Annotated in this window: 22 protein-coding genes; 12 read left to right on the forward strand and 10 right to left on the reverse strand. The window is 67.8% G+C overall.

Going from position 1 to position 24,340, the window contains the following annotated elements; all coding sequences use genetic code 11:
• Positions 1-3 precede the first annotated feature (3 nt).
• From GLO27_RS09860 to GLO27_RS09870, 3 genes are read left to right on the forward strand one after another with little or no spacing between them, the layout of a single operon-like run.
• Positions 4-1,302, forward strand: a complete 1,299-nt coding sequence (locus GLO27_RS09860; protein WP_031207206.1) for an MFS transporter — start codon at positions 4-6, stop codon at positions 1,300-1,302.
• Positions 1,299-3,047 carry a CocE/NonD family hydrolase gene (locus GLO27_RS09865; protein WP_167254614.1) on the forward strand — a complete coding sequence of 583 codons (1,749 nt, stop codon included), beginning with the start codon at positions 1,299-1,301 and terminating at the stop codon, positions 3,045-3,047. The genes GLO27_RS09860 and GLO27_RS09865 overlap by 4 nt, the downstream gene beginning before the upstream one ends.
• Positions 3,048-3,051: 4 nt before the next feature.
• Entirely contained in the window at positions 3,052-4,281 is a 1,230-nt protein-coding gene (locus GLO27_RS09870; protein ID WP_021199516.1) for an APC family permease, read from the forward strand.
• A 79-nt stretch (positions 4,282-4,360) separates the two neighbouring features.
• Here GLO27_RS09870 and GLO27_RS09875 read toward each other — a convergent pair whose 3' ends face one another.
• The gene (locus tag GLO27_RS09875; protein WP_167254616.1) at positions 4,361-5,152 is read right to left on the reverse strand and encodes a helix-turn-helix domain-containing protein; all 792 of its coding nucleotides are present in this window, start codon (positions 5,150-5,152) and stop codon (positions 4,361-4,363) included.
• 87 nt (positions 5,153-5,239) lie between these two features.
• Between GLO27_RS09875 and GLO27_RS09880 the strand changes: the two genes are divergently transcribed.
• The gene (locus tag GLO27_RS09880; protein ID WP_167254617.1) at positions 5,240-5,806 is read left to right on the forward strand and encodes a VOC family protein; all 567 of its coding nucleotides are present in this window, start codon (positions 5,240-5,242) and stop codon (positions 5,804-5,806) included.
• On the opposite strand, the gene GLO27_RS09885 is transcribed toward GLO27_RS09880, so the two are convergent.
• From GLO27_RS09885 to nhaA, 4 genes are all read right to left on the reverse strand, one after another.
• Positions 5,775-6,581: an SGNH/GDSL hydrolase family protein gene (locus GLO27_RS09885; RefSeq protein ID WP_347878403.1), complete on the reverse strand. Its 807-nt coding sequence runs from the start codon at positions 6,579-6,581 to the stop codon at positions 5,775-5,777. The two genes, GLO27_RS09880 and GLO27_RS09885, sit on opposite strands and share 32 nt — an antisense overlap.
• Positions 6,582-6,645: 64 nt before the next feature.
• Positions 6,646-7,896 carry a histidine--tRNA ligase gene (gene hisS, locus GLO27_RS09890; protein ID WP_208323756.1) on the reverse strand — a complete coding sequence of 417 codons (1,251 nt, stop codon included), beginning with the start codon at positions 7,894-7,896 and terminating at the stop codon, positions 6,646-6,648.
• Positions 7,897-7,965: 69 nt separating this feature from the next.
• Positions 7,966-8,571, reverse strand: coding sequence for a MazG family protein (locus GLO27_RS09895; RefSeq protein WP_208323757.1), 606 nt, complete (start codon positions 8,569-8,571; stop codon positions 7,966-7,968).
• Between the two features lie 136 nt (positions 8,572-8,707).
• Positions 8,708-9,877 (reverse strand): Na+/H+ antiporter NhaA, encoded by a 1,170-nt coding sequence (gene nhaA, locus GLO27_RS09900; RefSeq protein ID WP_029260412.1) that lies wholly within the window; start codon positions 9,875-9,877, stop codon positions 8,708-8,710.
• 110 nt (positions 9,878-9,987) lie between these two features.
• Between nhaA and GLO27_RS09905 the strand changes: the two genes are divergently transcribed.
• Both GLO27_RS09905 and gdhA read left to right on the forward strand, forming a co-directional pair.
• The gene (locus GLO27_RS09905; protein ID WP_167254621.1) at positions 9,988-12,684 is read left to right on the forward strand and encodes a phosphoenolpyruvate carboxylase; all 2,697 of its coding nucleotides are present in this window, start codon (positions 9,988-9,990) and stop codon (positions 12,682-12,684) included.
• A gap of 131 nt (positions 12,685-12,815) precedes the next feature.
• Positions 12,816-14,186: an NADP-specific glutamate dehydrogenase gene (gene gdhA, locus GLO27_RS09910; RefSeq protein ID WP_021199508.1), complete on the forward strand. Its 1,371-nt coding sequence runs from the start codon at positions 12,816-12,818 to the stop codon at positions 14,184-14,186.
• Between the two features lie 185 nt (positions 14,187-14,371).
• Here the strand turns inward: gdhA and GLO27_RS09915 are convergent, their stop codons facing one another.
• Positions 14,372-15,190 (reverse strand): hypothetical protein, encoded by an 819-nt coding sequence (locus tag GLO27_RS09915; RefSeq protein WP_167254623.1) that lies wholly within the window; start codon positions 15,188-15,190, stop codon positions 14,372-14,374.
• A 195-nt stretch (positions 15,191-15,385) separates the two neighbouring features.
• Between GLO27_RS09915 and GLO27_RS09920 the strand changes: the two genes are divergently transcribed.
• From GLO27_RS09920 to GLO27_RS09935, 4 genes are all read left to right on the forward strand, one after another.
• Positions 15,386-16,903 carry a glycosyltransferase family 39 protein gene (locus tag GLO27_RS09920; protein ID WP_167254625.1) on the forward strand — a complete coding sequence of 506 codons (1,518 nt, stop codon included), beginning with the start codon at positions 15,386-15,388 and terminating at the stop codon, positions 16,901-16,903.
• 2 nt (positions 16,904-16,905) lie between these two features.
• Positions 16,906-17,655 (forward strand): polyprenol monophosphomannose synthase, encoded by a 750-nt coding sequence (locus GLO27_RS09925; protein ID WP_208323589.1) that lies wholly within the window; start codon positions 16,906-16,908, stop codon positions 17,653-17,655.
• Positions 17,648-18,169 carry a GtrA family protein gene (locus tag GLO27_RS09930; RefSeq protein WP_167254630.1) on the forward strand — a complete coding sequence of 174 codons (522 nt, stop codon included), beginning with the start codon at positions 17,648-17,650 and terminating at the stop codon, positions 18,167-18,169. Before GLO27_RS09925 ends, GLO27_RS09930 begins: the two co-directional genes overlap by 8 nt.
• A 72-nt stretch (positions 18,170-18,241) precedes the next feature.
• Entirely contained in the window at positions 18,242-18,889 is a 648-nt protein-coding gene (locus GLO27_RS09935) for a phosphatase PAP2 family protein (protein ID WP_167254632.1), read from the forward strand.
• Between the two features lie 189 nt (positions 18,890-19,078).
• On the opposite strand, the gene GLO27_RS09940 is transcribed toward GLO27_RS09935, so the two are convergent.
• From GLO27_RS09940 to GLO27_RS09955, 3 genes are all read right to left on the reverse strand, one after another.
• The gene (locus GLO27_RS09940; protein ID WP_167254634.1) at positions 19,079-19,759 is read right to left on the reverse strand and encodes an ImmA/IrrE family metallo-endopeptidase; all 681 of its coding nucleotides are present in this window, start codon (positions 19,757-19,759) and stop codon (positions 19,079-19,081) included.
• A gap of 422 nt (positions 19,760-20,181) precedes the next feature.
• Positions 20,182-20,391, reverse strand: a complete 210-nt coding sequence (locus GLO27_RS09950; RefSeq protein WP_167254638.1) for a hypothetical protein — start codon at positions 20,389-20,391, stop codon at positions 20,182-20,184.
• A gap of 713 nt (positions 20,392-21,104) precedes the next feature.
• Complete coding sequence (locus GLO27_RS09955; protein WP_058630419.1) at positions 21,105-21,359, reverse strand: hypothetical protein; 255 nt, start codon at positions 21,357-21,359, stop codon at positions 21,105-21,107.
• Between GLO27_RS09955 and GLO27_RS09960 the strand changes: the two genes are divergently transcribed.
• Positions 21,358-21,948 carry a GNAT family N-acetyltransferase gene (locus tag GLO27_RS09960; protein ID WP_167254640.1) on the forward strand — a complete coding sequence of 197 codons (591 nt, stop codon included), beginning with the start codon at positions 21,358-21,360 and terminating at the stop codon, positions 21,946-21,948. The genes GLO27_RS09955 and GLO27_RS09960 overlap by 2 nt on opposite strands.
• Positions 21,949-22,151: 203 nt before the next feature.
• Complete coding sequence (locus tag GLO27_RS09965; protein ID WP_058630417.1) at positions 22,152-23,306, forward strand: epoxide hydrolase family protein; 1,155 nt, start codon at positions 22,152-22,154, stop codon at positions 23,304-23,306.
• A 39-nt stretch (positions 23,307-23,345) separates the two neighbouring features.
• On the opposite strand, the gene GLO27_RS09970 is transcribed toward GLO27_RS09965, so the two are convergent.
• The gene (locus tag GLO27_RS09970; protein ID WP_058630416.1) at positions 23,346-24,314 is read right to left on the reverse strand and encodes a YafY family protein; all 969 of its coding nucleotides are present in this window, start codon (positions 24,312-24,314) and stop codon (positions 23,346-23,348) included.
• Between the last annotated feature and the right edge of the window lie 26 nt (positions 24,315-24,340).

Below are 24,340 nucleotides of genomic sequence, written 5' to 3' on the forward strand. Positions count from 1 at the left end.
ATGATGTCCACCCACGCAGTCGATCCTGTCTTCCCCGCAGACCCCGCTCCGCCACTCACCACCGACGCGATCCCCGGTCAGCGCCAGACACGCTGGTTCTGGATCGCCTTCGTGCTCGCGTGGCTCGGGTCCGGCATCGCCCAGGGCGTCGCCAGCGTCGCGATCCCCCAGCTCCTCAAGGAGTGGGACCCCGACCAGGCGACGGGCGACCTCAGCATCATCCTCACGCTCGGCGGCGCCGCCATCCTCATCACGACGCCGATCTTCGGTCGTCTGAGCGATCGATCGATGTCCCGCCTCGGCATCCGCCGCCCCTGGATCCTCTCCGGCTCGCTGATCGCCCTGGCCGGATACGTCGTGCAGGCGACCGCCCCCTCCCTCCTCGCGCTCGGAGCCGGCACCATCCTGGTCCTGGTCGGCTGGGGCGCCGTGTCGATGACGGTCCACACGCTGTTCGCCGACCAGATCCGCCGCAGCATCCGCGCCATCATGTCGGCCGTCACGGGGGCCGCCACCGCGATCGGGATCCTCGGCGGAGTGTCGCTCGCCGGAGTGGTCGCCCCGATCGGCCAGGTCGGCATGTTCCTGATCCCCGGCGGGTTCTCCGTGCTCCTGGCACTGATGCTGTTCTTCACGCTGAAGGACATCCGTCGCCGGCAGCCCGCCGACCCGATGGACTGGAACGCCGTTCTGGCGACGTTCTGGCTGAGCCCCCGCCGCTACCCCGACTTCGCCTGGGCCTGGCTGTGCCGCTTCTTCATGACCGCATCGATCGTGTCGGTCACGAGCTACCTCTACCTGACGATCTCGGGCCGCTTCGGCATCGACGACCCGACGGAGATCGCCGCGGTGCAGACGCAGGCCACGGCGGCCTTCACGCTCATGAACCTGGTGATGGCATTCGTGTTCGGGGTGATCTCCGATCGCACGGGCCGCCGCAAGCCGAGCGTCGTCATCGGCGCACTCGCCAGCGCGGGAGGCCTGATACTGGCGATCTCCTTCGGTGACATCGCGTTCTTCCTCGTCGGGATCGCGGTCGTCGGGGCCGGTCAAGGCGCCTACATCGCGGCCGATGTCGCCCTGATGACGGAGTGCCTCCCCTCCGTGGATGACGCCGGCAAGGATCTCGGCATCGTGGCCCTCGCCTATCTGCTGCCGGGCATCCTCGTGCCCGTTTTCGGATTCTTCGCCACCCGCATAGGCTCGCCGACAGGTGAGAACTTCGCGGCCCTCTACATCGGCGCGGTCGTGATGGCCGTGATCGCCGCATTCGCGGTCACCAGAGTGAAGGGCGTGCGATGACCGATGCTCCCCGTCTCGGCGGCACAGCCCGCCGTGAGTACCGACGCCTCTCCCGATCCGTCGACATGCCCCCGCAGACGCATCGGAAGGTCACGCGCACGGCCGACATCCCGGTCTCGGCGGACGACGGAGCCGCACTCCTCACCGACCACTGGCATGCGGAGGGATCCGACGGGCACACCGTGCTGATCCGCACCCCGTACGGGCGTGACGGCATCGCCGGGGTGGCCCTGTTCCTCGCCGAACGCGGGCACCATGTCGTGGTGCAGAGCTGCCGGGGCACATTCGGGTCGGGAGGAGTGTTCGACCCGCTGCACGACGAGGTCTCCGACGGACAGGCGACGATGCGGTGGTTGCGCGCGCAGCCGTGGGCGACAGGACGCGTGCACTCCTGGGGCGGAAGCTACTTCGGCGTGACCCAGTGGGCCTACTGCGACGGCGACGTGCGTCCGGACGCCCTGGGCATCGCGATCTCGGCGCGGCGGTTCGACGACGCGATCCTCTACCCGGGCGGCGGATTCTCGATCGACACGCCGCTCACGTGGGCGTACGCGCTGGACATCCAGGAGCGGTCGCTGCCGTCGAAGGCGTGGGCACTGCTGCGCGCCCGCCGCGCCTTCCGTCGGGGTGCGCTCGCGATCCCGCCTGCAGACGCGGTGCGCGTGGCACGTGGCGCGGACCCGCAGTTCTTCCGCGACTGGGTCGAGCACAGCGACGAAGGCGACCCCTGGTGGGAGCCGATGCACTTCGCACAGGACATCGAGAGCATCCCGCCGGTCACTCTCGTGGCCGGATGGCAGGACCTGTTCCTGGTCGGTCAGCTGGCGGACTACGCCGCACTCCGCGATGCGGGGCGCCCGGTGCGCCTCATCATCGGCGACTGGGTGCACGGTGCCCCCGAGATCACGGTGATCGGCGCCCGCGAGGTACTGCGCTCCTTCCGCGCGGACGCCGCCGCGGAGGGCGTACGCCTCGACGTGACCGGAGGAGGTGGCCCGCGGGAGCTGGAGATCTGGCCCCCGCCGCATTCGGCGATGTCGATGGCCCTCACCGCCGACGGACGACTCGACCGAAGCGGTGTCGAGCACCCCACCGCCGAGCTGACATACCGCTACGACCCGGCGGACCCGACGCCGGACGGGGGCGGACGCACGCTCAATCCCTTCTCCGCAGGGCGACGCAGACAAAGCACCCGCGAACGCCGGGACGATGTCCTCGTGTTCACCGGTGATCCGCTTCCGGAAGACCTGATCGTCATCGGAGTGCCCGAGATCGCCCTGCGTCTCGCATCGTCGAATCCTCGAGCCGACCTGTTCGTGCGTCTCTGCGAGGTCGACTCCAGGGGCGTCTCCCGAGCGGTCACCGACGGGTATCGACGTCTCTCGCCCGACGAAACCGGCACCGAGGACACCGGCACCGACGTCACCGGCACCGACGACACCGGCACCGACGACACCGGCACCGACGACACCGGCCGTATCCGGCTCGAACTCGCGCCCCTTGCCCACCGCTTCGCCGCAGGGTCGCGTCTGCGCGTGCAGGTGTCGTCCGGCGCCCACCCGCTGCATCTGCGCAACTCCGGCACCGATGATCCGGTGCGCGATCACTCGCGCCTGATCGCCAGCGAGCAGACCGTGCGTGTGGGAGGCTCCGATCCCGCCACCCTCACCCTGCCCGCCGCAGTGACGGCTGGGGCGCACGCGGGGGCGGCGTCACCCGCCGTTCACCGCCGCGTGCCACGATGACGGGATGCCCCTCGCCCGTCGCCTGACACTCGCGGATGCCGTCGCCATCGGCCTCGGATCGATGATCGGCGCCGGCGTCTTCGCGGTGTGGGCACCCGCGATCGGGGTCGCCGGGAGCGGGATCCTCATCGCCCTCGCGATCGCCGCCGTCGTCGCGTACTGCAACGCCACCTCGTCGGCGCAGCTCGCCGCCGCCCACCCCGTCGCCGGCGGCACGTATGCCTATGCCCGCGCCGAGATCGGCCCCTGGTGGGGCTTCATCGCGGGGTGGAGCTTCGTGATCGGCAAGATCGCGAGCTGCGCAGCCATGGCCATGACGTTCGCCGCCTATGCAGCCCCCGCCGGCTGGCAGGTGCCCGTCGCCGTCTCGGCCGTCGTGCTTCTCGCCGTCGTGAACTGCTTCGGTGTGACCCGCACAGCACTGGTCACCCGCATCCTCGTGGCGTGCTCGCTGCTCGGGCTCGCGGTCGCGGTCGGATTCGGTATAGCAGCCGCCCCGACGGCCGCTCCTCCTCCGCTGCCCGAGGCGACGGTCTACGGGGTGCTCCAGGGAGCCGGGCTGCTGTTCTTCGCGTTCGCCGGATACGCGCGCATCGCGACGATGGGCGAAGAGGTCGTCGACCCCGCCCGCACGATCCCCCGTGCGATCGTGTTCGCCCTGGGCGGCGCCGTTGTCGTGTACGCACTGGTCGGGTCGGTCGTCGTGCTCGTGCTCGGTGCCGAAGCGATCGGGGCGACGGCGCCGCTGGTCGATCTGCTCGCCGCAGCCGGTGCATCGGTGTGGATTCCGGTGCTCCGCGTGGCCGCGGCTGCCGCCTCGCTCGGCGCGCTCCTGGCGCTGCTGACCGGAATCGGCCGCACGACCCTGGCGATGGCCCGCGAGGGCGATGTTCCGCGGTTCCTCGCGAAGATCGACCGGAACCACCAGGTTCCGCAGCGTGCCGAGATCACCATCGCCCTCATCGTGATCGCCATCGTGCTCGTCGCCGACCTGCGCGGTGCCATCGGCTTCTCCTCCTTCGGTGTCCTCCTCTACTACCTCATCGCGAACGCCGCGGCCTTCCGGCAGCGCGGGCGTGCGCGACGCTACCCGCGAGCGCTGCAGGTTCTCGGTGCCCTCGGATGTCTGGTCCTGGTGAACACCCTGCCCGTGTTCGCGTCGATCATCGGCACCGCCGTCGTGCTGCTCGGCATCGGATACCGCCTGCTGCGTCTGCGGCTCACACGGGCCTGAACTCCTCGGGCGCTGAGCTCCTCGGGGTTGAGCCCTCGGGGTTGAGCTCTCACGACTCCGGGGCTCCGCCTGTCCGATCTCAGCCGCGCGTCTCGGAACGGTACACCCGCGGCGCGATGCCGAGCACAGCCTGGAAGTCCCGCGTGAGATGCGCATGATCGGCGTACCCGAGTTCTGCGGCGATCGAAGCCAGGTCGACTCCCGGCTCGTCGCGTACCCGCTGCGCCGCCTCCTGCAGGCGCCGACGCCGGATCATCGCGGCCGGCGAGAGCCCGACGTGGCGGTGCGTCATGCGCTGCAGGGTCCGCACCGAGACCGCCAGGCGTGTGGCGGCCTCCTCCGTGGTGAGGGCGGCCCCGTCTCCCATCAGCACCTCCATGGCGGCATTGGCCTGGCGTGCAGGTTCGCCAACCGGTCCCACACGCTTCTCGAGCCACCGGGAGACAGCCTCGACCGCCCGTTCCCGGCGCCCTTCACCCGCCTCCATCGCGTCGGCCACGGCACGGCGGAGGTCGGCGACGACCTCTCCCGCGTCGAGCACCCGCTCCGCGTCGACCAGGGATGACGGATCGTCGATCAGCGCGACGACTGCTGCCGGTCGCAGAAGGGCACCGACAGCCCATCCGCTCCCCCGCAGATCGCGGTGGGACAGGCGGGTGGTCGCGCCCGACAGCGTCACGGCATCCGCATCGACGACGAGGTTGAGCGCCGGATAGGCGACCACCTCCTGCCGCGACGAGCGCCCGGGCTCGATGTCCCACTCCGGAATCCAGAACCACGCGACCAGATCCGCCACCGACGACGGTGCCGGCAACCGATGGAACTGCGGCAGACGTGCGGGATACAGCACACCGCGGCTCGGGTTCACCATAGCCCCAGCGTAGGCTCCGGACCCGACATCCGGATGCTGTCGCAGATCTTCAAGCCACCGCCATCCCGACCCGCCTAACGTGGCGGCATGAGCACTGACGACACCACGAACGACACCACCGCGAAGACCCCCGCGAACGCCCCGACGACCGGGACGAACGGGACATACACGACGAACGGCCGCCCGAACAGCGCCACCTCCCTCACGCCCTTCCTGGCGATCCCCGACGCGAAGCAGGCGATCGAGTTCTACCGCGACGTCTTCGGCGCCCGCGTCATCGACGTCACGGAGTTCGGCGGGGTGGTCGCGCACGCCGACCTCGACTTCGGTCTCGGCCTGCTCCAGCTCGGAGAGCCGAACCCCGACTACCACCTCGTGCGCTCCCCCGACGGCGACGACGACTGCTACTCCATGGGTCTGTACGTCTCGGACGTCGATGCGGTCGTCGAGAAGGCCGTCGCCGCGGGAGCGGCCGTGCGTGAAGCGCCCGCGCCCTTCGTCTCGGGCGACCGGTTCGCCAGCATCCGCGATCCGTTCGGTGTGCGCTGGTCGGTCATGACCCGTGTCGAGGACATCTCCGACGAGGAGAGCAGCCGCCGGGTGGCCGAATGGGCAGCGTCGTTCAGCGCGGAGCCGGCGGACGGCGCGAGCTGAGCGACCTCTCCGCCGCGCGATACACCGCCGGCAGCAGCGCCTCGGCTGTGCGGCGATACCCGAGCGCGCTCGGATGGAAGCGGTCGAGGCTGAACATCGCTTCGGGCTCGTCGAAGAACATCGATCCCACCGCGTGGCGCAGATCCACCGGCTCGGCGCCCGCCTGTCGGGCCGTCTCGTCCTGGATCTCAGCGAGACGGCGCGACAGGCTCGACGCGATCCGCCGAAGGGGCTGCGGCACGGCGCGCAACGCACCGAGGTCGGGGCAGGTGCCCACGACGACCTCGGCACCCATCTCGCGCAGCCGGCGGATCGTCTCGTGCAGATGCTGCGCGGACAGCCCCACCGGCAGCCGGTGGGTCACGTCGTTCCCTCCGACGACGATCACGGCCACGTGTGGGCGGTACTCGGCGGGCAGGGCGTCGAGCTGAGCGGGGAGATCGGGCGACTCCGCACCGACCACTGCCGCCGTGCGCAGCCTCACGGGGCGGTGCATCCGGCGTCCCGTCGACTTCGCCAGACGCCCGCCGAGCGTCTCCTTGCGGTGCTCGGCTCCGAGACCCGCGGCGATCGAGTCGCCGAGCACCAGCAGGTCGAGGGGCGCTCCGTCGAGACCTCGACGCCAGAGGCGATCCGCATCGAGTGCTTCCTCCCCCAGCGGCTTCCCGATCCGCCGTCGCGCGAGCGCCGCCTGTCGGCGGAGCACGAGCCGGAAGCCGATGAGGAGCGCAACGAGTGTCACCCCGGCCAGAACGGGGATGCGGAAGCGGCTCACGCCCTGATTCCATCCCGACACCGTGAACGCGGCGTGAACGGGATCCGGCGACGACCCCGGCTCGTCAGGAGAGCGGCTTGAGCTCCAGCTCGTCGGCACCGGTGGAGACGGTCGCGAAGGCGGTGTAGCCGTCGGCAGCCGATCGCTCCAGCAGCGCCTTGACGTTCTTGGTGCGTCGCTCGAGCCGCACCCTGGCCCCGCCGGCGATCAGTGCCGCCTTGTGCCGGACCAGCTCGTGCACCGGAACTTCGGCATCGTGGATGAGCACGACCGCCCGCGCCCCGGCATCGGCCTCATCGGCGATCAAGTCGACCAGGCGTTCGAATCCGAGCGAGAAGCCCACCGCCGGTACCTGCTGCCCGAGGAAGCGCCCGATCATGCCGTCGTACCGGCCGCCACCTCCGAGCGAGTACCCGACGGAGGGGTGCGCGAGCTCGAAGATCGTGCCCGTATAGTACCCCATGCCACGCACGAGGAACGGATCGAAGACGAGCGGGATGTCGGACTGCCCGCGCCCCGCGGCCACGGCCTCGCCGATGCCGACCAGGTGCTCGATCAGCTCGGCCGGTGCCCCCTCGGGCAGCGCCTTGCGGATCTGCCGCTCGCCGAACGGGTGGTACTCCATGGTCTGCGGACGTCGCAGGAAGGCGTCGAACGCGTCGGCGGCCGCAGTCGAGGCACTGCGCTCCCGCAGCTCGGCCGCCACCCCCTCGGGGCCGATCTTGTCGAGCTTGTCGATCGTGATGAGCACCCCTGGGCGCTCCTCCGCCGTGAACCCGAAGCTGTCGAGCATCCAATCCAGCACCCGGCGGTCGTTGATGCGCACGGTCGCGCCCTCGAGGCCCAGCGCGTCGACGGCGTCAAGCGAGGCGACCATCAGCTCGGCCTCGGCGCGCGAGGAGTCATCGCCCATGATGTCGATGTCGCACTGCACGAACTGACGGTAGCGGCCCTTCTGCGGACGCTCGGCGCGCCAGACCGGACCGATCTGGATCGAGCGGAACACGGTGGGGAGCTGGCCACGGTTGCTCGCGTAGAAGCGCGCGAGCGGCACGGTCAGGTCGTACCGGAGGCCGAGATCGGAGAGCGCGGCCGGGTCGTCGGCGGCGGCGCGGATCGCATCGGCATCGAGACCACGGCGCAGGATGTTGTAGGAGAGCTTCTCGTTGTCGCCGCCGATACCGGCATGCAGTCGGTCGTAGTCCTCGACGACGGGCGTCTCGATCTCGTCGAATCCGTGTGCGAGGTAGCGCTCGCGGATGACGGAGAGCACACGCTCACGGCGGGCCTTGTCGGCGGGGAGGATGTCGCGCATGCCGCGCGGCGGATTCACGGTAGCCACGGTTCCATCTTCCCAGGTCTGTCGGCGTCGTCGCGCCGGGCGTCAGGAGGCGGCTTCGGCCGCGCGCACGTCGTCTTCGAGCACCCGCAGCCGCTCGCGCAGCGCCCGCTCGGCATCCCAGCCCTCGGCGCGCGCCGTCGCGACGAGGGCGAGGAGCGCTTCGCCGAGCTCCGCTTCCGAGTCCGGCGAGACGGCGGCCGGTGTCGGGTCGATCGTCACGCCCGCACCGGCGGCGCGGCCCGCGAGCTTCTGCGCGAGCGCGAGCGCCGGCATCCCCCGCGGCACACCGTCGAGCACGCTGCGTCGCGTGCGCTTCTCGGCCGCCTTCGCCGCGTTCCAGTGAACCAGCACCTGTTCGGGGGTGTCAGCGACCTCCCCGGCGAACACGTGAGGATGGCGACGCACCATCTTCTCGGTGAGCGTGCGCGCCACATCGTCGATGTCGAACGGATCATCCGGGTCCTGAGCCGCGATGGCGGAGTGGAACAGCACCTGCCACAGCAGATCGCCCAGCTCCTCGCGAAGGTCGTCGCGACTGCCGGCCTCGACCGCGTCGATCACCTCGTGCGACTCCTCGATGAGGTACGGCACGAGGTCGCGGTGCGTGATCTGCTGCGACCACACGCAGCGGTCCCTGACCGCGTGCATGGTGTCGGCGGCCTGACGGAGCGGATCCTGTGCGTCGTCGACGCCGGCATCGGTCTCGGGCTGAGCGCTCACGCTTCCTCCTCGAATCGGTCGGGCGCGGAGAGGCCCCGAGTCGGACTTCCCGTCATGATGCCTCTCAGGATGCTGCGGATGCGACCCGACGGTACCAGCGGGCCCGCAGCGACACGATGATCCCAGAGAGCACGAGAGCGATCAGCGACCCCACGAGCACGCCGAGGATCGCCTGGTCCCTGATGCCGCCGTCGTCGGCGAAGGCGAGATTCGCCAGCAGCAGAGAGACCGTGAAGCCGATGCCGCCGAGGGCTCCCGCGGCGAGGATGTCGGCGAACGGCAGCGCCGGATCGGCGCCCTTCGGGCGGATGCGCATCGCCAGCCAGCCGAACAGCGAGATGCCGATGATCTTGCCCACGGGCAGGGCCACGACGATGGCCCAGAACGCCGGCGACAGCTGCGTGATCGACACGGCGGGGATCACGACGAACGCCGCGACGAACGCGAACAGCGGCAGGATCGCACCGTTCACGGTCGGTTCGAGCGCATGCCGGGTGCGACCGGCGGGAACGGGCGACATCACGAGGCCCAGCAGCACACCGGCGATCGTGGCATGGATGCCGGAGGAAGCGACCAGGCCCCAGGTGAGCACGCCGACCAGGACCATCGCCACCGCGATCAGCGGGTGCCCCTTGGCGTGCAGGAGCCGGCTCAGCGCCCAGAACACCGCGACGCCGACGATCGCGAGGCCGAACAGCAGCCACTGCACGTCGTCGGCGAACAGCACCGCGATGAAGATGATGCCGATGATGTCGTCGAGGATGGCCAGCGCGAGCAGGAAGACGCGCACCCGCGACGGCAGCCCCTTGCCGAACATCGCCAGCACCCCGAGGGCGAAGGCAATGTCGGTCGCCGTGGGGATGGGCCAGCCCGGCGCCGTGGTGCCGTCGCCGCCGGCGATCAGGAGGTAGACCGCGATCGGGACGAGCACGCCTCCGGTTGCCGCGATCGCGGGCTGCACGGCCTTGCGTGGGGAGTCGAGCTCGCCGTGGGTCAGTTCGTGACGCAGCTCGATGGCCACGACGAGGAAGAAGACGGCGAGAAGACCGTCGGACACCCAGTGCGCGATGGACAGGTCGAGAGCGGTGCCGGGGATCGCGATGTGGAAGTCGAGGAAGGCGGCGAGCGCGTCGTGCGTCGGGAGGTTCGCGAGGAGCAGCCCGAGCCCGGCCGCGACGAGGAGGAGGACGGCAGGGAACTGCTGTCCGCGGAGGGGATTCGCTGAGATGCGCATTCCCCCCATCGTAGGTCGCCGGGAAGCCCCGGTGCTTCTCTCGATCCCGTGCCCGGACGCAGTCCGTCATGCGTGCAGGACACCCCTTCCCCGAGGGATACTCTCGAAGGGTGACCCCCGCACACTCTTTCTCCGAGCCCACGAACACCGAGGCCATCCGCGTGATCGGCCGCTTCGAAGCCGGCCGCGGCATCCCGGATGCGATGCGCACAGACGTCAGGATGCTCGGGCAGCTGCTCGGGCAGGTGCTGCGCGAAGCCGGCGGCGACGGCCTCTTCGAAGACGTCGAACGGCTGCGACTCGCGACGATCCAGGCCTACGACGAGGAGACCCCCGACGCGTTCGAGCGCGCGGCGGCGATCGCCGAGTCGTTCACGGTCGAGCGGGCCGACGAGGTCGCCCGCGCCTTCACCTGCTACTTCCACCTGGTCAACCTCGCCGAGGAGCACCAGCGTGTGCGCGTGCTGCGCGAGCGTGCCGGACAGCCGGGACGTGAGGACGCCGCCGACACCGTCGCGACCGCGTACGCCCGACTGCGCACCGAGGTCGGCGACGACGAGGCGCGCCGCCGCCTGGAGGGCCTCCGCTTCCACCCGGTCTTCACCGCGCACCCGACCGAGGCCCGCCGCCGTGCGGTCTCGTCGAGCATCCGCCGCCTGTCGGAACTGCTCACGCAGCACGACGCCGCGAGCGAGGGCGGATCGGAAGAGCACCGTGCCCGCCGACGGATGCTGGAGGAGATCGACACGCTCTGGCGCACCGCTCCGCTGCGTTCCCAGAAGCCGTCTCCGACCGACGAGGTCCGCACCGTGATGGGCGTTTTCGACGAGACGCTCTTCACGACGGTGCCTCATGTGTACCGTCGCATCGACGACGCGCTCCGGGGAGAGGACTCGGGTGCCAGCGCCCCCGTCGTCCCCGCCTTCGTGCGGATCGGCTCGTGGGTCGGCGGCGACCGCGACGGCAATCCCTTCGTCACGGCGTCCGTCACGCGCGAGGCCTCGCAGATCGCGGCGGACCACGTGTTGCGCGGGCTCGAGCGTGCGCTGGAGCGCATCGGCCGGACGCTCACCCTCGCCTCAGACGACACGCCGCCCAGCGCCGAGGTCACCGCACTCTGGGAGAGCTTCGCCGCTGCAGAGCCCGCGCTGGCAGCCGAGCTCGCCACCCGCTCTCCCGACGAGCCGCACCGCCGCGTGCTGCTGATCCTGGCGCGTCGCGTCGCCGCCACGCGCCGGGGTGACGACAGCGCCCAGGCGTACGCACGTCCCGAGGAGCTGCTGGAAGATCTGCGCGCCGTGCAGGCGTCGCTCGCCGATGCCGGCGCGAAGCGCCATGCGTTCGGCGGCGTGCAGCACCTGATCTGGCAGGTCGAGACCTACGGCTTCCACCTCACCGAGCTGGAGGTGCGTCAGCACTCCCAGGTGCACGCGAAGGCACTGGCAGAACTCGAGGCGGGAGAGGCCGTCAGCGCGCAGACCGAGGAGGTGCTAGAGGTGTTCCGCGCGATCGCGGATATCCAGCGCGACCGCGGGCTGCGCGCCGCCGGGCGCTACGTCGTCTCGTTCACCCAGGCCGCCTCTGACCTCGCCAATGTGCACCGCCTCGCCCACTACGCCCTCGGCGACGACGCTCCGGTGCTCGACGTGGTGCCGCTGTTCGAGACGTTCGCCGACCTGCAGGCGGCTCCCGGCATCCTCGAGGAAGCCGTGACGTTCCCGGAGTTCCGCGAGCGCATGGCGGCCACCGGCAACCGGCTCGAAGTCATGCTCGGCTACTCCGACTCGTCGAAGGACGTCGGCCCGGTGGCCGCGAACCTCGCCCTGTACGAGGCGCAGGAGAAGATCGCGCGGTGGGCCCGGGAGTCCGGCATCGAGCTGACCCTCTTCCACGGTCGTGGGGGTGCCCTCGGACGCGGCGGCGGCCCCGCCAACTCCGCGATCCTCGCGCAGCCGCCGCACTCGGTCGACGGCCGCTTCAAGCTCACCGAGCAGGGCGAGGTGATCTTCGCGCGCTACGGTGAGCCCGCGATCGCGATGCGTCACATCGACCAGGTCGCCGCGGCGACGCTGCTCGCCTCCTCCCCCACCGAGGAGCAGCGCACGAGCCGGGCGGCCGCGCGGTACGCCGAGGTCGCGTCGATCATGGACGCTGCCTCCCGCGAGCGCTTCTTCTCCCTCGTGAAGGCGGAGGGTTTCGCTCCCTGGTTCGCCACCGTGACCCCGATGGAGGAGATCGGTCTGCTCGCGCTCGGCTCCCGCCCCGCCCGCCGCGGACTGTCGGTGGAGTCGCTGGAAGACCTGCGGGCGATCCCGTGGGTCTTCGCGTGGACGCAGGCTCGCATCAACCTGGCCGGATGGTTCGGCCTCGGCACCGCTCTGGACGCCGTCGGCGATGAGGCGCTGCTCGTCGAGGCGTACCGGGAGTGGCCGCTGCTGCGCACCATGATCGACAACGTCGCGATGAGCCTCGCGAAGACCGACGAGCGCATCGCGCGCCAGTACCTCGCCCTCGGCGACCGCGACGACCTGGCGCAGCTCGTGCTCGACGAGCTCGCGACGACGCGGCGCTGGGTGATCCGCCTCACCGGCGGCGAAAGTCTGCTCGAGAACAAGCCCGTGCTCCAGCGCGCCGTACAGCTGCGCAGTCCGTACGTCGACGCGCTCTCGCTCCTGCAGCTGCGCGCGCTCCGGGCGCTGCGCTCGGCCGCGGAGGATCCCACGGGCTCCGGCGCCGACGCGGAACAGCAGCGACTGCTGCTGCTTTCCGTCAGCGGTGTGGCCGCCGGCCTGCAGAACACCGGGTGACCGACGTCGCCACCGAACCGGCGGGAACCCCCGCTTCGGTGGCGACTAGAGTGAAGTCTCTGCCGGATCCGGCACAGCCTCACGCGACACGATCGCCTGCACCACCATCCCCCACCAGAAAGCTCTTCCGCGTGACCGCTTCGTCTCCCGCCGACTTCCATCCGCTCGCCGCATCGGTGCAGCCCGTGTTCGACACGGTGCTCTCCCGCAGCCCGCACGAGCCGGAGTTCCACCAGGCCGTCCACGAGGTGCTGCACTCGATCGCCCCGGTCCTGGAACGCCACCCGGAGTACGTCGACGGCGGCATCCTCGAACGGCTCGTCGAGCCCGAGCGTCAGATCCTCTTCCGCGTGCCGTGGATCGACGACTCCGGAAAGCTGCAGGTCAACCGCGGCTACCGCATCCAGTTCTCCTCGGTGCTCGGCCCGTACAAGGGCGGACTGCGCTTCCACCCCTCGGTGAACCTGTCGATCATCAAGTTCCTCGGCTTCGAGCAGATCTTCAAGAACGCGCTCACCGGTCAGGGCATCGGCGGCGGCAAGGGCGGCTCCGACTTCGACCCGCACGGCAAGTCCGACGCCGAGGTCATGCGCTTCTGCCAGTCGTTCATGAACGAGCTGTACCGCCACCTCGGCGAGCACACCGATGTTCCCGCGGGCGACATCGGCGTCGGCGGCCGCGAGATCGGCTACCTGTTCGGCCAGTACCGCAAGGTCACCAACCGCCACGAGTCCGGCATGTTCACCGGCAAGGGCACGGGGTGGGGTGGTGCCGAAGTGCGCACCGAGGCCACCGGCTACGGCGCGGTCTTCTTCGCGCAGGAGATGCTCGCCGTGCACGACGACTCCCTGAGCGGCAAGCGTGTGGGCATCTCGGGATCCGGCAACGTCGCGATCTACGCGATCCAGAAGGCCACCCAGCTCGGCGCCACCGCGGTGACGGCTTCCGATTCCTCCGGCTACGTCGTCGACGATGCCGGCATCGACGTCGACCTGCTGCGCCAGATCAAGGAGGTCGAGCGCGCCCGCATCGTCGAGTACGCCCACCGCCGCCCGAGCGCCCGCTTCGTCGAGGGCGGCAGCGTGTGGGAGGTGCCGGTCGACATCGCCGTGCCGTCCGCCACGCAGAACGAGGTCTCCCTCGCCGACGCGGAGGCACTGATCGCCAACGGCGTGCGCGCCGTGTCGGAGGGCGCGAACATGCCCTGCGTGCCGGATGCCGTCGACGCCTTCCAGAAGGCCGGTGTGCTGTTCGCCCCCGGCAAGGCCGCGAACGCCGGTGGTGTCGCGACCTCGGCGCTCGAGATGAGCCAGAACGCCTCCCGTCAGCGCTGGAGCTTCGGCGACAGCGAGAACAAGCTGCGCGAGATCATGGGTGACATCCACGATGCCGCCTTCGACGCCGCGGAGCGTCACGGCGTCGCGGGCGACTACGTCGCCGGTGCCAACATCGCGGGCTTCGAGCGCGTCGCCGCGGCGATGCTCGCCCAGGGCGTCATCTGATCCGTCCCTTCCTGCGACGAAAGAGCCGCCTTCCTCTTCGGAAGGCGGCTCTTCTGCGTAACGGAGCCGTCGTCAGCTCTCGTCCATCGGCTCGCAGGCCGCGGGCGATGAGATCGGCCATCTCGCGTTCGTCCTCGACCGTGAGTACTCGCAGCGTCATATCATCGGCCTCCCTCGTGGTGATCCTACGGGGCGACGGAGACCAGCGACGAGGAAGCGTACACGGCGGCCTCGCGGCGCTGTCTGGTGGCTTTCACCCCGAGATACGCGGCCAGGGCGACGATGACTACGAGGAAGACGACACTCGTGATCGTCGTCCCCACCCCGAGCCCGCCGTCTGCCGGAGCCTGCGAGAGCAGGTCGCCGATCGAGGCTCCGAGCGGCCGGGTCAGGATGTAGGCGGCCCAGAAGCAGAAGACCACATTCGCCTTGAAGGCGAACCGCGCGATGGCGATCACGCCGATCAGGGCAGCGAAGAGGATGGTCCCGAAGACATACCCGAGACCGAGTCCCTCCGAGATCAGGTCGCCGGCTGCAGTGCCGAGGGCGAAGGTGAACAGGATCGCGATCCAATAGAAGGCCTCGCGACGGCGCGTGAAGATCGTGTGGATCGAGAGCGTGCGTTCGCGCGCGAACCAAATGCCGAACGTGAGTGCGAGCACGGCGCTGAAGATGAGCGTGCTTGCCCAGAGCGGGACACCGAGCACATCGGTCAGGTTGTCAGTGAGGAGCGTCCCCACGATGCTGATGAGCACCACTACAGTCCAGTAGATGCCTGAGGTGTACCGTTTGGTCGCGAATTGCGCGGCGAGCGCGACCAGAAGGACTCCGCCCATCACCCAGGTGGTGATCCTCAGACCCAAGCCCAGGTCGACGTTGAGGAAATCGGCGAAGGTCTCGCCAGTGGTCGTGGAGAGGATCTTGATCACCCAGAAGGCGAAGGTCACCTCCGGCACCCTGTTCAACAGGATGGTGCGCATGTGGTCGGGCAGAGGATTCGTCATGCCGTCAGAATCCCGACAATTGCTTGACGTTGGCTCCGTGACAAGGTCGCCGCGGGTGAGTGTTCTCTCAGAGATGCAGCAACGCGCCGCTTTCCTGAGAACCTTCTCACGGTGGTAGGCGACTCGCCGAGCCAGTTCAGAAGTTCCGAGAGCAGTGTGACGAGGACATCACACCGGCAGATCCGGAGGAACAGCATGCTGCAGACGCATGTCGCGCGCACCGACGAGGGTCGGCGTGCACGCGTGCGGGTGCCGCGCGCGTCCCTTCCATGGCTGATCGGCGCCGCTGGCGCCGTCGTGGGGTTCACAGGCTCATGGATCCCGTCGTACTGGGGCGACGAGGCAGCGAGCGTGATGTCTGCGGAACGGTCTTGGTCGGGTCTCGCCGGGATGCTCGGCACGATCGATGCCGTGCATGGTGTCTACTACGCGATGCTCCACCTCTGGGTCGGCGTGTTTGGCTCGACCGAGCTCGCCACCCGACTGCCGAGCGCCATCGCGGTCGGCCTGATGGTCGCCGGCATCGTGGTGTTGGTGAGAGGGTTCGCCGGCGATCGGATCGCGATCGCGGCGGGCATCGTGGGGATCATGCTCCCGCGGACCACCTCGATGGCTTCCGAGGCGCGCTCGTACGCGCTCGGGGCCGCCGCCGCCGTGTGGCTCACCGTCCTGCTTCTGCGTCTCCTCCGGCGTCGGGGCGGGGTCGGAGAGTGGCTCGGCTATGCCGTCGGCGCGGCTGCGTGCATGTACCTCTTCCTCTACCTGGGGTTGGTGCTCATCGTTCATGCGCTGTACATCGCCCTCATGCACCGCCGCCGTCTTGGCGTGTGGGCCGGTTCCGCTGCTGCAGGACTGCTGCTTGCGGCACCGATCATCGTTCTGGGATACCGGCAACGATCCCAGATCGCATTCCTCGCGCGGCGTGACTACGCGACAGCGCGCAACGTGCTCGTGTCGCAGTGGTTCGGCCACCCGCTCGTGGGTGTCATCGGGTGGCTGCTGGTCACCGCGGCATCCGCAGCGCTCGTGACCTCCCTCGCCCGCGGGCGCGCGGATGACCGACCGCGGCGGCGTCTCACCGTGCTCGCACTACTGTGGCTCGCGGTACCGTCCACGCTGCTGCTCGTGGGGAACGCGATCTCTCCGATGTACAACGTGCGGTACCTGTCGTTCTGCGTGCCCGCCGCCGCCATCCTCATCGCGCTTGGAGCCGAAGTAGCCGGAGGGCTGGTCGGGCCGCGGCTGCGCCGCGTCGTCCCATTGGGCCTGGTCGCTGCACTCTTGGTGGCCAGCGTCCCGGTGTATCTCGGACAGCGCACGATGTGGGCAAAGGACGGTGGGAGCGACTGGCGCGCAGTGGCGCAGTATGTCGCGGTGAACGCGCACCCTGGTGACTCTGTGTTCTTCGACCAGGCGACGAAGCCGTCGCGAGACCCGCGCATCATGATCTCCCTGTATCCCGACGCGTTCCGCGGCCTGCACGATCCAGCCCTCAAGACGCCGTACACCGAGCGGACGCACCTCTGGGATGCGGTCGTGCCGAACTCCGTCGCCGTCGCTGACATGCCTCGATCGTCGGATGTCTGGGCTGTGGAGCTGCCCTCCAAAACCGGGCGTCCCACCGACATCACCTTGCTCCTGCAGAACGGATTCCGCATCGACGCTTCGCAGCTGATCAATCGCACCACCGTGTACCACCTGACCAAGGAATGATCATGTCCGATCGCACACTCGTCATCCTGCCCACGTACAACGAAGCAGAGAACGTCGCGCACATCGTCGCACGCCTTCGTCGAAGCGTTCCCGCCGCAGACATCCTCGTCGTCGACGACGGTTCGCCTGACGGCACTGGTGAGATCGCCGATGCGCTCGCACGTCAGGACAAGTCCGTGAACGTGCTCCACCGCCCGACGAAGTCCGGTCTCGGCGGCGCGTACCTTCAGGGCTTCGCGTGGGCGAAGCGGCACGACTACGGCACCGTCGTCGAATGCGATGCCGACGGATCGCACCATCCTGAGGAACTCAACCGTCTGATGGCGGCGCTTCTCAACGCCGACATGGTGGTCGGCTCACGGTGGGTGCCAGGAGGGGTAGTCGAAGACTGGCCCTTTTCGCGACGAGCGCTGTCGCGGGCCGGGAGCGCATATGCCAGAGCTGGGCTGCGGCTACCGCTGCACGACGTGACTAGCGGCTATCGCGCGTTCCGCGCCACCGCTCTCGACCGCATCGGTCTCGGCGCCATCCAGAGCGAGGGCTACTGCTTCCAGATCGAGATGCTGTGGAGAGCACACGACGCCGGCCTCACCATCGCGGAGGTGCCGATCACCTTCACCGACCGTCGACTCGGAGCATCGAAGATGCGCGGCAGCATCGTATTCGAGGCGATGTGGCGCGTCACGGTGTGGGCGCTTCAGTCGCGCACACACCACGTCGTCAAAACGCAGAGGGAGCCACGTCATGCATGAGCGCCCCTTCCGGTCCCTCGCGCGAGATCTCCTCCGATTCACAGCGGTCGGTGGGGTAGGAGTCGTGATCGATGTCGTCGTCTTCAACCTGCTGCGTGCCACACTCCTGTCGAACGGCAGCATCGCTGGAGCGGTCCTGATCGCCAAAGCAGTGGCCACAGTGCTCGCGATCCTTGCGAACTGGGCCGGAAACCGCTGGTGGACGTTCCGCGACCGACACGGCACACACATCGCAGCCGAGATGGCCTCCTTCGTCGCCGTCAGTCTCGTTGGGAGCGCCATCGCGATCGGATGCCTCACGATCAGCCACTATCTGCTCGGGTTCACCTCTGCGCTGGCCGACAACATCTCGACGAACGTCATCGGCCTCCTGCTCGGCTCCCTGTTCCGGTTCGTCGCGTCCCGCCGCTGGGTCTTCCGCGCTCCTGAGGGTTCTCTCAGAGCGGAGGGTGGCACATCGCACGAGATGCCCAGCGCACGTTCCTATCGTCGAAGGACGAGATACGGCGCGTGATGGACACGTCGTGTGCATCTCCACGAAAGCGACCCGATGCTTCGAAACACGCGACTCCCACACGATGCGTCCTTGACGACGCCCGCACCGCTTCTCCGCCACCCGTGGCTTCCGCTCGTCCTCGGTTCGGCAGGGATCCTCAGCACCGTGTCGTTGGGAATGCTGTTGGTCGTCGCGGGCAGGGGGCCGACCGCACTCGACGGCCTGTGGCACGATCTCATGCTCGACTGGCGGACGGAGCCGTGGGTGGCGGTCGCGACGTGGTTCGATTCCGCCGGCGGAGTGGGGGCGATGGTCGTCGTCGGGCTGTTCCTCACGGTCTCGCTGCTCATCATGAGAAGGCCGTGGAGCGCGCTCGCACTCGCCACGGCGATGATCTGTGCGGAGGCGGCGACCGCCACCATCAAAGTGCTCGTCGCCCGCCCTCGCCCGACCGACTCGCTCGCTGACACCGGCCTGACGTCGTTTCCCTCCGGACACACCACCATCGCAGCAACGACTGCGGTCATGCTCACATTCCTGATCGGTCGACGTTTCTGGCTGGTCGCGGTGACCTGGATCACGATGGTCGCCTGGAGCCGAACATACCTCGAGGCGCACTGGCTGACGGACGTGGTCGCTGGAGCCGTGCTCGGGACGTCGATCGCTGTCGTCGTCTGGTGGGCGGTGCGCCGAGCTCGGTCTTCGACGCTGGTTCGGCGGAGGTCAGGTGCAACCTGATGGTGACGCCCGGCGAGGTCGCCGCGGTGAGATTCAACCGGATGCGTTCCTGGCGTCATCGCCTGCTCCCTCTCCCGGCGCGGCGATGGGAGGGACATCCCGACGAAGCTCCCGCAGGAGGTCGAGCTGCATCCGATTGATCTCCATCAGCATGTCGCACTGATTCTCCGAATCGCCCGCGAAGTGGCGTCACATTCGTCGGCGATCCAGTTGGTTCGACGGCATTCGCATCACCCTCAGCACGGTGAGCCCAGCGATGCAGACGAGATGGTCGGATGCCGAGCTCATGTGAGGCGCGTGCGCAAGTCGACGTCGGATAGGCGCGCGAAAGTGCTTGGGCGAGGGTTTTGGCGATTCCGCGGCAACTTCGCCCGGCTCATCGTACTTCCACTTGCGCGCCTGCATCTGCATCTGCATCTGCATCTGCAGGCCGCGGTACCGATCAGTGCTGATCAAGCTCAGTCGGTGCGCGTGCACAACAGCCGCGCCGACCGACACACCGAACTCGCTCTTGACACCGAGAAAGTGCCGAAGCGTCGCAGATTCGGAGATTCGTGCAGCCATGACTTGGCGTAGTGCAAGGACGAGTGCTCCGAGGAAGTACGCTTCCTGCTCCTGGGGATGACGGATCGAGCAGTTGATCGAGGGAGCGTCGCGGTGCAGAACCAGGTGTCCTAGTTCATGAGCGAGAGTCATGCGCTGTACGTCGCCGTGTGCGATCGACGTTGTCGCAACGAGAGGGCGCTCGTTGTTCTTGGTCGGCATCGAGATCCCGGAATCATCCGCGCGGTCGTGTGATTGCGCTTCGTCGTCCAGGTCGACGACCACGCCGATACCGAGCCTTTCGAGCATCCGCGTGGCGTTGCGCACTGCCGCATTGTTCGCGACCCCTGCAGAGTCCCGGATGGCGTCCGCTGCACGTTCGATGTCGCCGGAGATTCTGTCGATCTGAGGCGCAACCGTTCGGTACCCCGACGCTGCGCTGATCTCGTGGAAGACGCGTGAGGCTTCTCGATAGAGCTCGCTGATCCGTGCGCGTTCGGCGGCACGGGTCGTCGACTTTTTCGGTAGGCGACGGGACCAAGCGGGACGGCGTTGAGCGGGACTGTAAGAACTTGATCGGCTCTCCGAAAGCCTGACTGGCGAGGGCTGCGAGGTCTTCAGACAGCGGGACATGACCGTGTTCGATTCGGGAGAGCAGGGACTGTGTCAGTCCCAGGCGCGCGCCGAGCTCGTTCCGGGTGAGTCCAAGAAGGTTCCGAAGAGTTTCGAGACGAGCGCCGTTGAACGCCTCAGACATCGCCGGTCTCCTCGTTGATGTCGGCACGGAAGAAGTCGACGTCTTCGTCATCTGCTTCGAAGCGCCCGGCAGCGCTGTCGGTGTCGCGGATGAGGTTGACAGCGAGATCGCAGTCCACCGATCCGTTGGACTTGCCCGGTTCGATCGGGTGGACGATGCGCCAAGCGGGAATGTCTCCGCGCAGGTTCATCAGGAGAAGCATGTGCAGATGATCGGACTCATCAAAATTCAGTCCGGTGCACATCGGACGCAGAGGCTGGTACCAGGCGGCGCGTCGAGCAGCCGTCGCGCCCGCGTGAGGTACACCGTTGCGAGTGACACGGCTCTCGGAGAGGACCCGCAGGGTCGCGCCCTGGTCCTGGTGGACAAGAAGGATCTGACCGCCGAGTCGAGGGTTGCCCCGCAGCTCCCACCCACCGGGGAGTTCCTCGGATGCGAGACCCACACGAAGGAGGCCGCGCCGCACGTGGGCATATGCCAGCGGCGTCCGCGGAGGTCTTCCGCGGTGCGGGTACCAACTTGACGTGAAAGCTACTCCGCTGCCGGGTACCCCACCGACACCACGCCGCCGAGTGACAACTCCGATGAGAATCTGCAACTCCGGTGAGACGATCTGCAGGTAGGGGAGATTTCGGCAGATCCGATGAGACAGGACACGTCTGTCCGATCTCACGGAAATTGTCGGTCGGTGAGACAGAACATCCCCGGAAAGACGGGTGAGTGGTGCGCTGCCGAACTGCCGGTTGTCTCACGAAACTTGTCGGTATTCGCGTTTCGATCTCACCTTGCCTAAAAGGTCGGGCGGACCGTTTCGGCGCGACAAGTTCCGGCAGGGGGTTTCGGCAGGTGCGCGACCGGCGTGTCGTGCAGTCGGCCGGTGACCGCGGTGCGCCTGCCGGAAACGATCGTTTGTGGTCAGCGCTCTGGTGGGTCCAAACGAGGATCGCTTGGCCCTCCGCGAGTTCCCTTGTGAGGCTCCTCGATGATCTGCACACTGCTCACGGTCGCGCTATCCGTCATCAGGAGGTCAAGCGATCTCACGAACAGTTCGGCCACCAGCTCGTCACTGACGTCGGCGCTCGGGAGGTCAACTCTGAACCTCTGCGCCTGTATGCCGCCCTCGTTCGAGAAGGTCACGGCGGCGTCGAATACGGCTCGGTACTGCGTCATGCCGACACGCTATCAACCGGCGGCGTGGCGCGAACCCGATCGTTTCCGGCGGGCTGCCTTCTCCTGCAACGATGAATGTGTGATCACCATCGGAACCGTGGCCGGCACGGACGCGTCGGCACACCGCGATGAAGTTCTTGGCGTCTGGACCGCGGCGTTCGGAGAGGTGAACGATCCAGAGGAGTGGGCGATATCGCCATGGGACCGTCATCGCTCGCGTGCCGGATACCGCCTCGCTGTCGCGCATGACGACGGGCGGCTGGTCGGGTTCGCGTGGGGTTACACCGGGGAACGCGGACAGTACTGGTCTGACTTCATCACGCGCGAGCTTGGTTCAAAAGTTGAGAGATGGGTCGGGGGACATTTTGAGTTCGTCGAGCTCGCCGTGATTCCTGAAGTGCGGGGCCGAGGCATAGGGGGTCAGCTGCACGACGCACTGCTCGCGAACCTTGACCACCGGCGCGCGCTGCTCGCAACGTCCAGCAGTCCGGACGACCCGGCGGTACGCCTCTACTCGTCGCGAGGATGGGTGAGCCTCGCCACCTACGGCGACGACCGACAGGTGATGGGTCGCGTCCTCAGCAAATGAATCGATGAGCAAGGGCGCCAGCCGAAAAACACTGCCATTAGCCCGTTGTGACCGGCGATTTCGGCAGCCCGTCCAGCACGGATAACGCCTCGCGCCGAAAACGATCATTGTCGGCAGGGGGACAGGGTATGTCCTCGTTCATTCCTAGCGTCGTCGTCGTGGCGTGGTTCATTTGAGCCAGCACGCGATGGAAGGAACTTTTTATGAGTGCCGAGGTTCAGCCGTTTCGAATCGACATCCCGGAGAGCTTCGTCGACGAGCTCAGACGCCGGTTAAGCGAGACCCGGTTCCCGCCGCCGCTACCTGGTGATGACTGGTCGACAGGAGTGCCGGTCAGCTATCTGCGACGGTTGGTCGGGTACTGGGCTGACGAGTTCGACTGGGCGGCACAGCAGGCGGCGCTGAACATGCTTCCGCAGTTCACGACGGTGATCGAGGGGCAGACGATCCACTTTGTCCACGTCCGATCGAAGGTGTCGGGCGCTCTACCGCTGGTGCTCACTCACGGGTGGCCGGGGTCGTTCGTTGAGTTCGTGGACCTCATCGGCCCCCTCACTGATCCGGAAGCGCACGGAAGGGCGGCGGCGGATGCGTTCGACGTGGTCATTCCGTCGCTGCCGGGATTCGGATTCTCGAGCCCGGTCGTCGAGGGCGGTTGGGACGCGGCTCGAATCGGGCGGACCTGGGCAAAACTGATGGAACGTCTCGGCTACGACCGATACGGGGTACAGGGTGGTGACATCGGCGCTGCCGTCTCTCCCGAGGTCGCCCGAGTGGCACCATCTCATGTGGTCGGCGTCCACGTCAACGGTTCGATGGGAATGCCGTTACAGGCTCCCAGCGAAGCAGATCTTGCGTCGTTCACTCCGTTGGAGCTCGACCGTCTGGGGCGGGTTCAGGCGTTCATGCAGGAGGAGTATGGCTACATCGCGATCCAGTCCACTCGACCTCAGACTCTCGCCGCGGGGCTCGTGGATTCTCCCGCCGGCCAGCTTGCGTGGATCATCGACAAGTTCCAGAAGTGGACCGTTCCGCACGAGGAGCTCCCCGAAACGATCATCTCCCTCGATCGAATCCTGACCGACGTGTCCCTGTACTGGTTCACCGAGACCGCCGGCACAGCCGCCTACATCGGTTACGCGCAGCACTCAGCGTGGGGAGCAGTCAAGGAGCCCTCCGGTGTTCCCACCGGGGTCATCATGTTCGCTCACGACGTCGGCATTCGCCGCTACGCCGAACGAGAGAACACCATCACTCGGTGGACTGATGTGACCGACCGTGGCGGGCACTTCGCCGCCCTCGAAGAACCGCAGCTCCTTATCGCGGACCTCACGGAGTTCTTCCGGCCTCTCCGCTGACCAAGGTGGGCCGGTCGTGCGATGGCCGGCCCACCCTGTTTAAGCTCGCTGGGCTGCGCGAGCAGCCTGCTGTGCTACGGCGCCGAACGCCGTCCGTAGCTCGTTGGGTTCCAGCACCTCGATGTCGGCTTGTAGGAGCAGGAGCCATCTGGCGATGGACTCGTAACTCTCGGCACCCGCATGCACGATCGTGGTCCGAGTCGTCTCCTGTTCAATGACTCCCCATGCCGGCGCAACCCAGCGCTCCACCGTATCCACTGACGCGTGCACGCGGACGGTGGCGGTCACCTGCTGCCACCCCGCGCTGAGCTGTCGCGTCACCCATTCATCGACGCTCGGGCCGGGAAACGTATGCGATCGGATCGGCATCTGGCTGACTGCGACGTCGGAGATGCGATCGACACGGTACGTCCGCCAATCGTCGGTGTCGACGTCGAAGGCGACGAGGTACCACCGCCGCACTGTGTTGACCAACGCAAGGGGATCAACCCGTCGGTCCTTCGTCGCTCCGTTTCGCTGCGAGTGCTTGAACTCCACTCGACGGCCGAGCAGACATACTCTTGCCAACTCGCCGAGAACCCCGATGTTAACGACCGGGGACTCTATCGGTTCGAGACCGTCCACTGGCGCATCGATCGTGACCTTCGCTACCGCATCGATGACCCACCGCACTTGGGTGGGCAGTGATGCGAGGAGCTTGCCGAGAGAACTGGCGGTCAGGGTTGGATCAGAGCTTTCCTTCCACCTTCTAAGCGCGAGAGCACACGCCAGCGCCTCATCGGTGGAAAGAAAGATCGGAGGCAGGACCGCCCCAGGTTCGAGAGAGTATCCGCCGTCGACACCGAGACGTGTGTCAACGGGGTACCCGAGATCGCGGAGTCTTGCCACGTCGCGCCGCACGGTTCTGGTCGTCACGCCCAGGTCGGACGCTAGCTGGACGCTGCCGACGAACCCGTTCCTTTGAAGCATCCCTAGTAGCTCGAACGTCCTTGATGTCGTATCCCACATGAACCGATCATCCCTGGAAGGAGGAC

The organism is Microbacterium sp. Be9 (genome assembly GCF_011754135.1).
Taxonomy (GTDB): Bacteria; Actinomycetota; Actinomycetes; order Actinomycetales; family Microbacteriaceae; genus Microbacterium; species Microbacterium maritypicum_A.